Source organism: Synechococcus sp. UW140 (genome assembly GCF_900474295.1).
In the GTDB taxonomy this organism is placed as follows: Bacteria; Cyanobacteriota; Cyanobacteriia; order PCC-6307; family Cyanobiaceae; genus Synechococcus_C.
This window is the reverse complement of sequence record NZ_UCOB01000003.1, coordinates 1-13,586: the sequence shown is the minus strand read 5'-3', so window position 1 is coordinate 13,586 and position 13,586 is coordinate 1. Positions and strand designations below refer to the sequence as shown.

The 13,586-nt window shown below is 57.7% G+C and carries 12 protein-coding genes, 1 tRNA gene and 1 pseudogene; 6 read left to right on the top strand and 8 right to left on the bottom strand.

Annotated elements, in window-relative coordinates:
- Positions 1-201: 201 nt before the first annotated feature.
- A complete protein-coding gene (locus DXY10_RS00170; RefSeq protein WP_136988950.1) occupies positions 202-468 on the bottom strand; it encodes a hypothetical protein in 267 nt (88 codons plus the stop codon).
- A gap of 287 nt (positions 469-755) precedes the next feature.
- On the opposite strand from DXY10_RS00170, the gene DXY10_RS00165 reads away from it, so the two are divergent.
- Positions 756-1,238, top strand: coding sequence for a hypothetical protein (locus DXY10_RS00165; protein ID WP_115014637.1), 483 nt, complete (start codon positions 756-758; stop codon positions 1,236-1,238).
- Between the two features lie 32 nt (positions 1,239-1,270).
- Here the strand turns inward: DXY10_RS00165 and DXY10_RS00160 are convergent, their stop codons facing one another.
- Together DXY10_RS00160 and DXY10_RS00155 are read right to left on the bottom strand one after the other, a co-directional pair.
- On the bottom strand, positions 1,271-2,065 hold the full coding sequence (locus DXY10_RS00160; protein ID WP_115014634.1) for a 16S rRNA (uracil(1498)-N(3))-methyltransferase: 795 nt from the start codon (positions 2,063-2,065) through the stop codon (positions 1,271-1,273).
- 5 nt (positions 2,066-2,070) lie between these two features.
- Positions 2,071-2,520 carry a DUF3531 family protein gene (locus DXY10_RS00155; RefSeq protein ID WP_115014631.1) on the bottom strand — a complete coding sequence of 150 codons (450 nt, stop codon included), beginning with the start codon at positions 2,518-2,520 and terminating at the stop codon, positions 2,071-2,073.
- Positions 2,521-2,615: 95 nt separating this feature from the next.
- Here DXY10_RS00155 and DXY10_RS00150 point away from each other — a divergent pair, with 95 nt between their 5' ends.
- The gene (locus tag DXY10_RS00150) at positions 2,616-3,263 is read left to right on the top strand and encodes an ABC transporter ATP-binding protein (RefSeq protein ID WP_115014628.1); all 648 of its coding nucleotides are present in this window, start codon (positions 2,616-2,618) and stop codon (positions 3,261-3,263) included.
- A gap of 5 nt (positions 3,264-3,268) precedes the next feature.
- The gene (hslO, locus tag DXY10_RS00145; RefSeq protein WP_115014625.1) at positions 3,269-4,186 is read left to right on the top strand and encodes an Hsp33 family molecular chaperone HslO; all 918 of its coding nucleotides are present in this window, start codon (positions 3,269-3,271) and stop codon (positions 4,184-4,186) included.
- Here the strand turns inward: hslO and DXY10_RS00140 are convergent, their stop codons facing one another.
- The 5 genes from DXY10_RS00140 to DXY10_RS00120 form a co-directional block, all read right to left on the bottom strand.
- Positions 4,187-4,876, bottom strand: a complete 690-nt coding sequence (locus DXY10_RS00140; protein WP_115014622.1) for a CPP1-like family protein — start codon at positions 4,874-4,876, stop codon at positions 4,187-4,189.
- 86 nt (positions 4,877-4,962) lie between these two features.
- On the bottom strand, positions 4,963-5,187 hold the full coding sequence (locus tag DXY10_RS00135) for a hypothetical protein (RefSeq protein ID WP_115014619.1): 225 nt from the start codon (positions 5,185-5,187) through the stop codon (positions 4,963-4,965).
- A gap of 78 nt (positions 5,188-5,265) precedes the next feature.
- Positions 5,266-6,921, bottom strand: a complete 1,656-nt coding sequence (locus tag DXY10_RS00130) for a peptide chain release factor 3 (protein WP_244281845.1) — start codon at positions 6,919-6,921, stop codon at positions 5,266-5,268.
- 56 nt (positions 6,922-6,977) lie between these two features.
- Positions 6,978-7,655, bottom strand: a complete 678-nt coding sequence (locus DXY10_RS00125; protein WP_244281844.1) for a trans-aconitate 2-methyltransferase — start codon at positions 7,653-7,655, stop codon at positions 6,978-6,980.
- A 10-nt stretch (positions 7,656-7,665) separates the two neighbouring features.
- Positions 7,666-9,642 carry a mechanosensitive ion channel domain-containing protein gene (locus DXY10_RS00120; protein ID WP_244281843.1) on the bottom strand — a complete coding sequence of 659 codons (1,977 nt, stop codon included), beginning with the start codon at positions 9,640-9,642 and terminating at the stop codon, positions 7,666-7,668.
- A gap of 378 nt (positions 9,643-10,020) precedes the next feature.
- Here DXY10_RS00120 and nrdJ point away from each other — a divergent pair, with 378 nt between their 5' ends.
- From nrdJ to DXY10_RS00100, 3 genes and pseudogenes are all read left to right on the top strand, one after another.
- On the top strand, positions 10,021-12,351 hold the full coding sequence (nrdJ, locus tag DXY10_RS00115) for a ribonucleoside-triphosphate reductase, adenosylcobalamin-dependent (RefSeq protein WP_115014611.1): 2,331 nt from the start codon (positions 10,021-10,023) through the stop codon (positions 12,349-12,351).
- 54 nt (positions 12,352-12,405) lie between these two features.
- Positions 12,406-12,490 (top strand) — tRNA-Ser (locus DXY10_RS00110).
- A gap of 807 nt (positions 12,491-13,297) precedes the next feature.
- Positions 13,298-13,586: pseudogene (locus DXY10_RS00100) on the top strand (hypothetical protein); the annotation flags it as partial.

The following is a 13,586-nucleotide window of genomic DNA, read 5'->3' as shown; positions in this document are numbered from 1 at the left end:
TTGCCGAATGGGATCAAAAAGGACTCAGCGCAGAAAAGTACATCTGCAGTTGCCAAAAGCTGATCTGTGACACCAGGCCTTACTGGCCCTTCAGGACTTTCACCGAGGGGCAACCGATCCCTGTGTTAGGAGCCTTCAATCGTTCAGTGGCCACAAGGAACGGTTTTTACTGTTTTCGCCGTTAAGGGCTTGGCGAATCAGTCAGTCATCGCGCCGCCTCCTGCGTCGACCTCGCCCGATGGCCTGACATTCGCTAGCGGAGAGCTCACCGCGATTACAGGCTTGATCAAGCACCTCCACACGCTCAAGCGGGGTCGTTGCCTGATGACGCTCCAGCACCGCACGCACAGCTGGGCTAATCAGTCCCTGCCGCTCGAGTTCTGGAGGGGTTAGGGCATAACGATTGGGGACGAAGTCGACACTGCCTGGATGGGGTGCTGTCACCACCAAGGCCAGGAGGAGCGACACGGACAACACCAAGAGACTCTCCCTTTGCCACTCTGTAGCTCAAGATCCTGCGAGCCAGTCGGACTGCGAGGGAGGTGGACAACCTGGTTTCAGCCAGGTTTTGGCAGCAGATCTTTCGAAGCGAACAGCGACCTGAGGCAAGCCATCAGGGGCTATGTGCCCCGGGCATTAGTCAAGACGCCACCATCACATCCTCTGGCGTCTTAAGACCTGATGGCCTGGTTTGAACTGACACTGAGGATGCCTAACCTGTTCCCATGACAGGGGACCCAAGCCACTCAGAGTCGATGTCTGAAGCGCTGGTCGAGCTCCACGAGACCAGCCTGCGCCAATGCGCCCAGCGAATCGGGGAGGAAAACGTCTGGAGCTTCAGCTCACCAGTTGTGCTTGTCAAAGAGTGCGGAGAGGCTGTCGTCATCCCTGTCAGTGCGATCGGCAATCACCTCACCGTGTGCGAGCACGTTGACCACCCCCTCATCCAGGAGTGGCTCAATCTGACCCTGAATGAGGGCCCCGCAAAAGCACTCGAATCCATGCTGAGCGACACAAACCTGGAGAAGGCTGGTGAGTTCGCGGGTCTCTACGACGCCTGGAGAAAAGATGTGCAGCGCCGAGGCCACGGAACCGTCAGTGCCGGTGACCTGGCTCATTTCGTTTCCAAAGCTCGCGGTTGTTGGCCAGACGAGGTGCCTGTCTTAGCCGTCCTGAAGGAGGAAGGAAAGGTCGAGGTGCTGACCTTCTGCGTCGCAGTCAGCGATCTACTGCGCTGAGTTCAATCCCGACCAGAGAGAGCCAGGTGCGACTACTTCTCCACAGAGCGTGACTGACTGCGCTCTAGCTCAACGGCTGTCGCCCGACAGCTGGTCATTAAAGCCGTGGCCGTCACCGCCGCCGTTGCAGTTCGAAGGATCGAACAACCCATCTGCACTGGAGTCCACCCCAATGCGCCGGCCTGCTGCTGTTCAGCCTCGGTCCAGCCCGCTTCAGGTCCGATGGCGATCCAAACCTCGGCTGGACGAGGGTTGTCAGATGTAATCAGCCTTTGCTCAAGCCAGGTCGACAGGCGGGGCAGCGAGGCCTTCCGTGTTGTGGCGTAACAGCGGGCCCAAGCGGGATCCGGCTCACCCCACCAATCAGCCACAGCCTTTGTGGACAGCAGCCGCGGCATCCAAAGACGCTCGCTCTGTTCAACAGCCTCCTCGAGGATGACCTGCCAACGATCAGGACGATCCTCAGCTTGGGGCGTACGCCAATGGGACCTGAGCGGTTGGATGCAATCGATGCCTAACTCACACGCCATCCGCATCAGGTCATCCATGCCACGACGCACACCCACCACAGCCAAACCCAAACGAGGGCAAGGAGAGCTCTCGCTCAGGCAGGGATGCGCCTGCGACTGACCCAGCTCTAGGTGCTCACCATCCACTACTCGGGCGGTCCAAAGGTGGCCCTGTCCATCCACCACAGCCAGAGCATCGCCTGGCCTCAATCTCAGAACTCGGCGCAGATAATGGCTTTCCTTCGTCTGAAGCTGAATCCCAGACCCGCTGTCTTGCAGCCGCTCTGGCCTGATCAGCAGACGACGAAGTTCCGCCATGCGGCTCAGTTGGATGAAGGGAAGACGCTGTCAGGGTGCTCTTCCACTGGCCAATCCTCGTTTTCACCACCCACCAACAATTCCTCCAACTGCACGACATCACTGTCCAGCTGGCGCAAGGAATTGATCAGCACATCAAGAGCGATGGCATCGGTGGTTCCGAGATCAACCCAGCAACGTCCCCATTGCTGGTGGTACTCCAGCTGCCCCATGTTGTGCATCAGGGCAGGCATCGCCGCCGCTGCCGCGTCGTTGTCATAACTCATCCAACTGAGCTGATCACCTTCTTCTTGGGTCTGCAGGTTTTCGGCATTGAAGCCCCCGAGTCGACCCAGCACATACCAACTATCGAAGACGCCATCGACATAGTTACGCTCACCCTGACTGGGAATCTCGGTGAAGCGAAGCCACAGCCAGCAGTTGAACGGGTCAACCTCGCGAAAACGTACGTTCATGGTCGAGCAATCACTCCCTCATCATCGCTGCAGGGGGGCGCTGATCCTTCAAGCTGTGGCCACGGAATCCACGCAACCGGCCAAGGCGGGGAACGATGCTTGAACTGAAAAGCCTTCACTACCAACCGGCCACGGCAGCCCAGTCGGTGTTGGAAGCGATCGATCTGAAGGTGTCTCCAGGACGCCCAGCGCTGATCTCAGGAGCCAGTGGCAGCGGCAAAACAAGCTTGATCGAGGTGATCAGCGGTCTATCAGGTGCACAACGGGGCAGTGTGACCTGGCAAGGGCAACAGCTGAACCGCCGGCAACGTCGCTGGCTGTGTGGTGTGGTGTTCCAATTCCCAGAACGCCATTTCCTGGGTCTGAGCGTGAGCCAAGAACTCAAGCTCGGGCACCGCCGCATGAGCACAGAGCGACTGCATCAAGGTCTACGCCGGGTTGGGCTGAATGATCTGGATCTGAAGCAGGCACCGGAACGACTCAGCGGTGGTCAACAGCGTCGCCTCGCCCTCGCGGTTCAACTGCTGAGGGAGCCTGATGTGCTGCTCCTTGATGAACCCACTGCAGGTTTGGATTGGTCGGTTCGCGACGACGTGCTTGCACTGCTGCAGCACTTGGCCAAAGACAAGGTCTTGATCGTGGTCACCCATGAACCGGATCTGTTCCATCGGTGGGAGTGCGAGCAGTGGAAACTGCAGGGAGGACAGCTCCGTGCTCTGTCACCATTGGCCGCAGCAGAGTGATCGCCATGAGTGACCGCCTTGTCCGGGCGACCGCAGCGGGCGGGGGGATTCGACTCGTCGCCGTGTCAACCACCGAAACCACAAGGGAAGCAAGCCGTCGGCATGGGCTTTCTTATCTCACCACCGTGATGCTGGGACGGGCCATGGGTGCAGGTCTGCTGCTCGCCAGTTCGATGAAGGTGAGCCATGGACGCGTCAATCTGCGCATTGGGTCAGATGGCCCCTTGCGCGGCCTGATTGTGGATGCCGGTCGCAATGGCACTGTGCGCGGCCATGTCGGCAACCCCACGCTCGAACTGGATCCCGTGCCCGATACGGATGGCCACTTCAGCTTTGATTTCGCAGAAGCCGCTGGCACGGGCTATCTGCATGTGGTGCGTGATGAAGGCAAGGGAGAGCCTTTCAGCAGCACAGTAGAACTGGTGAAGGGAGGGATCGGAGAGGACGTGGCCTCCTATCTGCTCCATTCGGAACAAACTCCCTCTGCCGTGTTTGTCGGGGAGAAGATCAACAGCAGCGGTTTGCAATGCAGCGGAGCCTTGTTGGTGCAGGTTCTTCCCAAGGCAGCGGAAGAACCGGCACTGGTGGCGTTACTCGAGGAGCGTTGCCGAGAGATCGCCAACTTCAGCGGACGGCTTTCTGCCTGCAACAACAACCTCGAAGAACTGCTGCACGATGTTTTCCCAGATCTTGACCCCCAGCCGATCCCAGCGGGGGAACCAAGCCAAGCGATCAGATTCCATTGCCCCTGTAGCTATGAGCGCAGTCTTGGTGCCCTTCAGCTGCTGGGCCCCGAGGAACTAACCACGATGCTTGAGGAGGATGGCGGGGCTGAACTGATCTGCCACTTCTGCAATGAGGTGTATCGCGTCGATGCCAACGGACTCAAACAGCTGATCAGCGAGGCTCGTCAAGCCGGTTGATCAAGCCAGCAACAGGGCTCCTGCAAGCATCACAAGCACGGCCGGGAGAGCCTGCAGCTGATCCACTGCCAAAGGCAGCCCAACTGACGCAGCACCAACCAAGCTGAGGATCAAAACACCTAAACCCAAGCCCACGGCCAGAAGCAGAAGACTCCAGCCAAGAGAGGCGAGTGGACGACGCCCCCGTCGAACCTGGCTCAGGAACAAGCCGATGGTGGACAGAGAGAGCACGAGTTCAGCCGTGCCGGAGGCAACCAGCAGCAGCAGCACCCCAAGCCCCCCGGCAACGGTTCGAACAACCAGTCCCTGCCCCTCCACCATGGAGAGTTCCGGCATCCAGCTGCCTGCCGATCCGGATGGAGTGGGAAGAGAGAACTGACGCAGTCGGGTTAGCACTCCCGAACCAGGGCTGGAGGGGGTTGCCTGGGAGTTCACCTGCTGTTCACGCTCGGAGGCGCTAGCCGCAGCGATGCTCACACGACCTGATTGACGCTCGCGTAAACGTGCCATCAGCACAGCGTCATAGGCAACTTCTACCTTGGCTCTGGCCTGAGGGTCTTCCCCGGCAGCCTCTAGCGCCGATGCCTTGGCCTTCTGTACCGCCTCAAAACCGCTGTCAGGCGTAATGCCAAGGCGTGAGTAGGGATCCTGGGAACCGGAATCTGAGCCGGAATCAACCCCGGAGGCCATAAGCCCTTTAAACGCTAACTAGAGCGTATCGACACAGACGCCGATGCGACGTGCTTAGCCAGCGTGTCCAATCAAACAGTGGCAAATCAAAACACCGGTGGGCCGTGACGGTAACCGAGGCAATGTTCGAAATGATCACGCCGATCGCGTGCCTGCAGAGAGCCAAGGGACGACCGAGTTTTGATCAGAGGCATCTGGGGAGGAAGGTGATAGCCCTCCACAATCTCGACATCGTTTTGGCAGGAACGAAAACAGACGTAGTCAATTCCTCCATCGTCGCTGGCTCGGTGCAACCAGATGGTGTCGACCATCGCGGTTCAAATTCAGTCCTACGAGTTTGGCGAAACGATCCAAAGAGCGCGAGTGAGGTGAGCCTTCAAGCACTGGGCCTAGAGAGAGATGGGCTCCACACCGCTCACCACTGGGGCCACCGAACTGAGCTCAAGATCAACGTGCTCTTCCTGCAATTGATTGAGGTTCCAGGTGTTCTTGAACAACAGAACCGGTCGGGACCAAGCGTCTTGCACCGTCTTGCAGTTGAAGATCCGCCCGACTTTATCGAGGGCAGCCCAACCACCATTGACCCAGCGAGCCACTTGATAGCCAAGAGGCTCAAGCCTTGTCTCCACGCCGTATTCATTTTCAAGACGGTGCTGCACCACCTCCAATTGCAACTGACCCACAGCGGCCAAAATTGGATCACGACGGCTCTGATCGGTGTCGTACAAAATCTGTACAGCTCCCTCTTCTCGGAGCTCATTCACCCCTTTCCGGAAATTCTTGAAGGCTGAAGGGTTGGGGTTACGAAGCCAGCTAAAGATCTCAGGACTGAAACAGGGAATCCCTTCAAACTCCACTTTCGTACCGGTGTAGAGGGTGTCGCCAATCGCAAACATGCCTGGGTTGTTCAGTCCAATCACATCCCCGGGATAGGCATCTTCAACGACGGCGCGCTCTTGACCGAAGAGCTTCTGGGGGCGGGATAGGCGGATTGTCTTGCCCGTGCGGGCGTGACGGACATTCATATCCTTTTCAAAGCGGCCACTGCAGACGCGCACGAACGCCACACGATCCCGATGGCGCGGATCCATGTTGGCCTGAAGCTTGAAGACGAAGCCACTGAAATCAGGCCGTAAAGGATCGATCGGGCCCTCACTGCCACTGCGGGCGATGGGACGCTGTGCCATCTCCAGAAACGCATCGAGGAATGGCCGCACACCAAAGTTGGTCATGGCTGACCCAAAGAACACCGGGGTGAGTTCGCCGGCATGCACCATCTCAAGATCGAGTTCTGCGCCAGCCGCCTCGAGCAGATCCATTTCCTCGACCGCCTGCTCCAGCAGATCGTCTTCCACCAACTCCTTGAGCTTTGGGTCGTCTAGGGCGAGCACCTGCTCCTCCGACTGACGGCCGCGCTCAGCACGACTGAACAGAATCACCCGACGGGTGCGACGGTCGATCACACCACGGAACTGCTCGCCGCTGCCGATCGGCCAATTCACAGCCCAGGGGGTGAGTCCGAGCTCGGCTTCAATCTCATCTAACAAGGACAGCGGCTCTCGCCCAGGCCGGTCCATCTTGTTGATGAAGGTGAAGATCGGAATCTCCCTCATCCTGCAGACCTCAAACAGCTTGCGGGTCTGTGGCTCAAGCCCCTTGGCGGCGTCCTCAAGCATCACAGCGTTATCGGCTGCAGCCAGGGTGCGGTAGGTGTCCTCGGAAAAATCCTGGTGACCAGGAGTATCGAGAAGGTTGATGGTGTTGGGGCCGTAGTCAAACTGCAGCACCGTTGACGTAATCGAGATACCGCGCTGCTTCTCGAGCTCCATCCAGTCGGACGTCACCTTGCGCTGCTCACCGCGTGCTTTAACGGCACCCGCCTGTTGAATCGCGCCGCCGTAGAGCAGCAGTTTCTCGGTCAATGTTGTTTTGCCGGCATCCGGATGAGAAATGATGGCGAAATTGCGTCGCCGATCAACGGCTTGAGCCAGTTCCTCCACAGAGGTGCCATCTGCCTTTGAAGCGCTGTTCAGGTTGGCGGACACCGGTGCGTGGCTCAGAGGATGGCAACAGCCTGCCAGAACGGTTCGGGCCTCTTGGGCTAGGGAAGTCGACCAATCACGTCGAGGTAGCGGTCGTTCACTTCAACCACCTCAAGACAATGAAGGCCGGCGTCGTTGAGCTGCTGGCGAACTTCTGTCATGGTGAAAGCCGCATGCAAAGACGCTAAATAATCACGGCGAAGCACCTCAGGCGCTGCACCCAGATGCAGGTCCTGCAGGGCCAAGGCGGCCCCAGGATCATCCGGCCTGCGCAGGTCACGATGTAACACCAAAGCACCAGGCGCAGCCAAGCGCAGAGTGGCTTGCCACAACTGTGCAGGTTGATGCAGATGATGGAGAAGGCTGTTGCTCACCACGGCGGATGCGGCCCCGAGGGGCAACGGTTTCGAGTCGGTAGTGGGCGAAACGAGCTGGGCCAACGTCGCCTGCAGGTAAGACACATGACCCATGGGTGGCATGGCCGAGGCCTGGCGTTGGCGGGCCATGGCCAACATCGGGGAGGAGGCATCCACACCAATGACAGTGGAACCAGGGAATGCTTGGGCCAGACGCTCGCTGATGTTTCCAGGGCCGCAACCAAGATCAATTAGCACCTGCTCGCGACCGGCGTGGCATGCATGTTGGTTGCAAAGACCTGCAAAACGCTCAAGCAGAGCGGCATCACTGGCACTGAAGTCAGCGCTGGCATAGGCCTCCACCTGGTGGGGGGCCTCCATCAATTCCGGCTCAGGAGTTCGCTGCATCCGAAGGAGTGAGTTTCAAGGTTTGAGTGGGCAAAGGAATTTCGATGCCATTGGAAGCCAGGATTTCAATAATGCGACGATTTAGAGCGTTGAGGCCATCCATAAATTCACCATGGGCGCTGTGCTCCGAACTAATCTGAATCACGTGGTCATAACTAAAGTCTCCGATGCGTTTTAGACGACATGACAGAAATTGAAATTGAGGGTCATAAGCAACCGCTGCCTCCATCAACTCAGGCATTTTTCGCAACAGATCCGGACTGGTGCCGTAGGCAATTCTGAGGTAAATTTCCGAGCGCTTGGCGCGAGCAATTGCTTGCCCAAGCTGGACAAGCAATTGTTCGCGCAACGAAAGATACGAATGCCATCCTCGCATCTCAACTAAAGCAAAGACGACCAGGTAATAAGAATCATCTTCAGGCTGGGGTTCAATCGTGACGAGCGTCTCATGCAGATCAGAGTGCTCTTTCAGCACACGGCGTGCCTGTGAAAGCAGCTGCCGAAGCTTAAAAGGGTTGAAAGAATCAGACAAAGGCAGCTTGAGATCCAAGCCCTGCATCGAGCGATGCTGAAGCTCAAGATCTCTGCTGGAGAAATTGATGATTGTTGCTTCATCTGCAACGGAATTTGGAATGGTGACCCGACTTTCGAGCGTCTGAAGTTCGAGTGATCGCAAACCGATTTTGGTGATGTAACCGAGATTGCCGCCAACACGACAGAACTCGCCCACGCGCAGGGGGCGGTCTGTTTGGATCGAGAGACCAGCAAACAAATTGCCCAACAGCTTCGACGCTCCCAAGCCAATGGCCAGACCTGGCACGGCCGAAAAGGCAAGCACAGTGCTGGAGGGAAGCCCCAACAGCAGAAGCAGTTGATAGAGGATCAACACCGCCAGCAACACACCGATTGCACGGCTCATCGGGATGAGCAAACTGGATACTCTTTGCTGGCGCAACGCCGATTGGGAGCCTCGCTTGCGAGTGAGAGATAGAGACCGCCCAAGAGCTTCAAGCAGGAGGTAGACCAACAAGGCCGCCGAAAGATGCCGAATCACATAGGCAGAATAAGTAATGATCACAAGCGGCAATCCGGTAAAGTTAACAACATCGTCGATGAGATATTCCGCGAATTTAGTTAGGGGTGCTAGCGGCAAGATAAAGACAAATCGTTGCCACACAAGACGAATCTGAGCTCGGTCATCAGCCTTTCGCTTCTGGGCAGCAGTTTCGCGCCAGGTTGCCAAGAAGAGCCTGACCAAAAGGAATGTCAGCACAAAATATGCTGAAAGGATCGCGACCGTACAGAGAATCTGAAAAAGCGTTTGCTCTAGAATTGGCACTTCAAAAGCATGACGCCAAGCGCGAGGGAGACGCAGATACCAATCAGGGGGAACGAGATAACCAGGGGTATGAATAAAATCCTTGTAAAAACTTGGTGTCGCAAACTGCTGAGCGACTATTGGATAATGCGAAATCTCTCCGTACATTTCGCCAATCTGCGACACCGTTTCCGCGGAGAAGAAGTATTCCTGATTGGTCGGGTCTCCATTCAGGCTGGTCGTGAGAGTGATTGCCGTTCCAGGAATCCTCCAGGAGTCGCTTGGGTTGGTGCGTTTGGCGTTCAGTTCCTTCATGGCCACCGCATCGGGAACAGAAAGCGAGTGCAGGCTGTGAGTAAATACATAATCCAGCACATGTTTCAGCTGAATCGCCGCCTCTTCAGACATATCGAGTCGGACACTTTCCGGGAACACCGACGCATCCAGAGCCCGTACCGCAAGATGGAAGAGCAGCGATGTGTCTTCAATCTGTTCCTTGCGATCAAGGCCAGCACTATGGGCTTCCTGCAGCTCACTAAAACGACCAAGTCGATCAGCACGCCGACCGACCTCTGCCATCACCGCATAAAAATTGAGCAGGGTGGCCTGGGGGCTATCGCCCACGACCTGCCCCAGCACCACATCCGACCACTGATCGGCATCCCGCACAAGGATGGGATAGAACGACTGCTCCTCTATTGGAATAGGCGCTGAAACTTTGGGAAGAATTGGGCCCGCTCCCTGGGTTTCCGCAGAATCACCTGGACCGATGCCGATGAATGCCAGGAGTAGGCCCAGGGCCAGAGCAAGCAAGCAGCGCAGCGATCGATTCAGGCACATCAATCATCAAGAGGCTCATATCCAGCAATCTGGCCATCAAGCCCAATAGCGTCCACGAGGCGGGAGCCGCTATAGGCAACAACCTTTCCGAACCAAGCCACTGCCAATGGTGGCATTGATAACTTGCAGCCCCCATGGGTGGCGTTAGTGTGCGGAGACGCTTGACAATGAGTCCTCTCTGTGACCCTCACACCCAGCCGTGCGACGGACGCACAAACGCTCCATCTCACCAACGGTGACTTCCCGGCCACTGCCCCCGCCGCCAATCCGGTCTTTTACAGGACCTACAGCCGCAAAACCACCACAGGACGGGAAAGCTGGGAGCAAGTCGGTCAGCGCAACCTCGAGGGTCTGCGGCAGCTAGGACAACTCAATCAGGACGAGATTGCGCTGATGCAGCGCATGCAGACCGAAAAGAAGGCCTTGCCCTCGGGACGTTGGCTCTGGATCGGTGGAACCCCTTGGATCGAGCAGCAGGAAAATTTCTCAGGCGCCTACAACTGCACATCCACGAATCTGATCGACTGGGAAGCCTTTGGTCTGATGATGGACCTGGCGATGATGGGCTGTGGAACCGGCGCCATCATTGAGCCGAGACTGATCGATCGGCTGCCAATCGTGCGCAACCCGATTGAAGTCCTGGGCGTCAGCGATATCGGCATCACCCCCGCTGGCCAACGCCAGGAGACCACGACCCACGAGATCGTGGGGAACAAGGTGTCAATCAAAGTCGGGGATACGCGTCGCGGTTGGGTCGACAGCTATCAATTGCTGCTTGAGCTTTCAAGCGATGCACGCTTCAACGGTGAACTGGTCCAAGTCACTGTTGATCTCTCCGATGTACGCCCTGTCGGAGAAACCCTCAAGGGGTTCGGCGGCATGGCCAATCCCGTCAAGCTGAAAGATCTCTACGCGCGGGTTGCACGGCTGCTGGGCAAAGCCATCAACCGCAGGCTCACCTCGATTGAATGTTGCTTGCTGATTGATGAAGCCGCAGTCACCATCGTGGCCGGCAACATCCGGCGCAGTGCAGGCATGCGCCAGTTCGCAGCCAATGACCAGGAAGCCTCCTCGGCCAAAGACAATCTCTGGCAACAGGATGACGAAGGGAACTGGCGCATTGATCCCGAACGGGATGCCCTGCGGATGGCCAACCACACACGCGTCTATCACACCCGTCCCAGTAAGGACGTGCTGCGCGAAGCAGTGATCAAGCAGTTCCACAGCGGTGAAGGTGCAATCCAATTCGCCCCTGAAGCGATCGCCCGCTCCAATGCAGACCTGCTCACCACACCTGAACTACGCAAAGAGTTCATCGATATCTACTGCGACCAGGGACGCGAGGAAGCGGCTCGCTGGCTCAGCCTGAACCACGGCCCAATCGAGGCGGCAGAACTTGAGCACCGCTTAAGCCGTTACGGCCTCAACCCCTGTGGCGAAATCCTCGGAGCTGATTTCCACTGCAATTTGGCTGAGATTCACCTCAACCAGATCGACCCCAGCGACGAAGAGGGCCAGCGGGATGCCTTCCGAGCAGGCGCTCTGTCTGTGGCCTGCCTGCTGAACCACAAGTTCGAGGTCGAACGCTATCGCCAAAGCAGAGATTGGGATCCGATTGTGGGGGTGAGCTTCACGGGGCTGTTCGATTTCTTCGTGCATGCCTTCGGGACGCCCTGGCTCAACTGGTGGGAAGCCGGACGCCCCGACACAGAAGAGGGACAGGAATTCAAGCGTCAAGAAGCCGCTTTCCTGAGCCGCTGGAAGACCATCGTCAATGAAACGGTGTGGGACTACTGCGACCGTCAGGGGCTACGTCGGCCGAACCGTTGCACCACGGTGCAACCCGCCGGCACCAAGAGTCTGCTGACAGGTGCCGCTCCTGGCTGGCACCCCCCCAAGGCTCAGCGTTTCATCCGTCGCATCACCTTCCGCAAGAACGATCCAGTGGCCATGGCCTGCATGGACTACGGCTACACCGTGGTGCCATCTCAGTCAGACAAAGATGACCAGGGCCGTTTGCTCGATGATCCGTTCGATTCACGCTGCACCGAATGGTTGGTTGAGATCCCAACCGAGGTGAGCTGGGCCAATCTGCCTGGAGCGGATGCGGTCGACATCAATGCCTTCTCAGCAATGGCACAGTTCGACTTTTATATGCAGGTTCAGAGCCACTACACGGCGCATAACACCTCAGCCACGATCGAGTTTCGTGAGCATGAGATCGAGCCACTAGCTGAAGCCTTGCATCAAACCATCGAGCGTGGCGAAGGCTATATCTCCGCTGCCCTCCTAGCTCGTTTCGATGCCAACGCCACCTTCCCACGTTTGCCATTTGAGCCGATTGATGCGGCGACCTATGAGCAGATGCAGTTAGAGGTGGTGAAGCGGCGAGTCAACACCAACTTCTTCGACGCACTCAAGCGTTACGACAGTGGTGAGCTCACCGAAGCAGGGCCTGCAGGCTGCGATTCCGACAAATGCCTGTTACCGCTGGCAAAACCGACGAACTGAGTCGACCTCAGGCCTTAAAATGGGATCGTCCCGGTACGCCGGGCTGATCCACCTGGAGAGGTGGTCGAGTGGTTGATGGCTCTGGTCTTGAAAACCAGCGATGTGAAAGCATCCGTGGGTTCGAATCCCACCCTCTCCGTTCCAATCAGAGACCTAAAACCCTGTTCCAGACAGGGTTTTTCATTGTCCGATCCCAGACATCAAACGGATCAGTTCTCGCAGCGAGAGAAAGGTCGAGGGCATCTGTGATCAACGCATGCTCAACGTCAGCTCGGTCAACAATGGGCGGAGAGGCCGGGCATCTCGGTTCAAAATCGAGCCGAGGCTGACCGATTGACTCGGTTCCAAAGAGGAAGGCCGCCCCTCCCGATGGAGAGACGGCCTAGCTCGCTCGTTTGTGCATGGTTCAACCCATCACGTCAGAAGAGAGAGGGTGGAAGCGTCTGGCTCAAGGCGCCCTGGGGCCATTGGCTCTAGGTGTTGGGTCGTTGACTCCGAGGGCACCTAGGGCGGTGCAAGTGGAGCGTCGATTGGCGTGGCGGACCGATGCATGCCTACCAAAGGACCAACCCTGGTCATGGTTGAGACTGTTGGAGCAGGGGCCAGAAAGTCAGTCTGCTTCTGTGATCTGCGCTGGTGGAGTGTCGGCCGTCATGGGCACCTCCGATCTCGATGGCCTTACTTTCCACCCGCTAGGGGGTGTTTGGCATCGGTCGAATCGCGCATTGCCTTCTGAGCAGAACCGCATGATTGTGGAGATGGCGTGCCAATGGCAGGCAGCTGCGAAGAACACGCTCAGCAGCTGCTCATCAGCATTGCTCTCGAGAGCCTGAACGTTGTGGCGCGTCTGACCGAGCGCTCTTGGCCGTGTGGGTAAACGCGATCGATGACTCAACCCTGTCTCCAAAAGGCTTCTGCGCTGTTGTGAGCAGGCTCACAGCACTCCTTGAGTCAGATCAGCAGGCCAGCTGGTGATTCCGGAGATGGTGAATGCATCGGAGGGAGCGATCCCGCCCCACGCATCACCGCCATCAGAGCAATGACCACGATCAAAACCATCGCCGCCGCCGCTGCCTCCCTCGCCGCTGGTGCCACCTTGATGTCTGTTGCAGGCCCTGCTGCACAAGCCAATCCTTACAACAGCTTTGGCGATGCCGGCGGCTGTGATTCAGTCGCCATTGGTGGTCGCGGCCCGAACGGAGGTGGCTTCCTCGCCAGCCGTGATTGCGAGGACC

Bases quoted from the DNA above. Each gene is read 5' to 3' on its own strand.
- DXY10_RS00165 (WP_115014637.1), top strand. From the start codon at position 756: ATGTCTGAAGCGCTGGTCGAGCTCCACGAGACCAGCCTGCGCCAATGC.
- DXY10_RS00155 (WP_115014631.1), bottom strand. From the start codon at position 2,520: ATGAACGTACGTTTTCGCGAGGTTGACCCGTTCAACTGCTGGCTGTGG.
- DXY10_RS00140 (WP_115014622.1), bottom strand. From the start codon at position 4,876: ATGGCCTCCGGGGTTGATTCCGGCTCAGATTCCGGTTCCCAGGATCCC.
- hslO (WP_115014625.1), top strand. From the start codon at position 3,269: ATGAGTGACCGCCTTGTCCGGGCGACCGCAGCGGGCGGGGGGATTCGA.
- DXY10_RS00125 (WP_244281844.1), bottom strand. From the start codon at position 7,655: ATGGAGGCCCCCCACCAGGTGGAGGCCTATGCCAGCGCTGACTTCAGT.
- DXY10_RS00135 (WP_115014619.1), bottom strand. From the start codon at position 5,187: ATGGTCGACACCATCTGGTTGCACCGAGCCAGCGACGATGGAGGAATT.
- DXY10_RS00150 (WP_115014628.1), top strand. From the start codon at position 2,616: ATGCTTGAACTGAAAAGCCTTCACTACCAACCGGCCACGGCAGCCCAG.
- DXY10_RS00160 (WP_115014634.1), bottom strand. From the start codon at position 2,065: ATGGCGGAACTTCGTCGTCTGCTGATCAGGCCAGAGCGGCTGCAAGAC.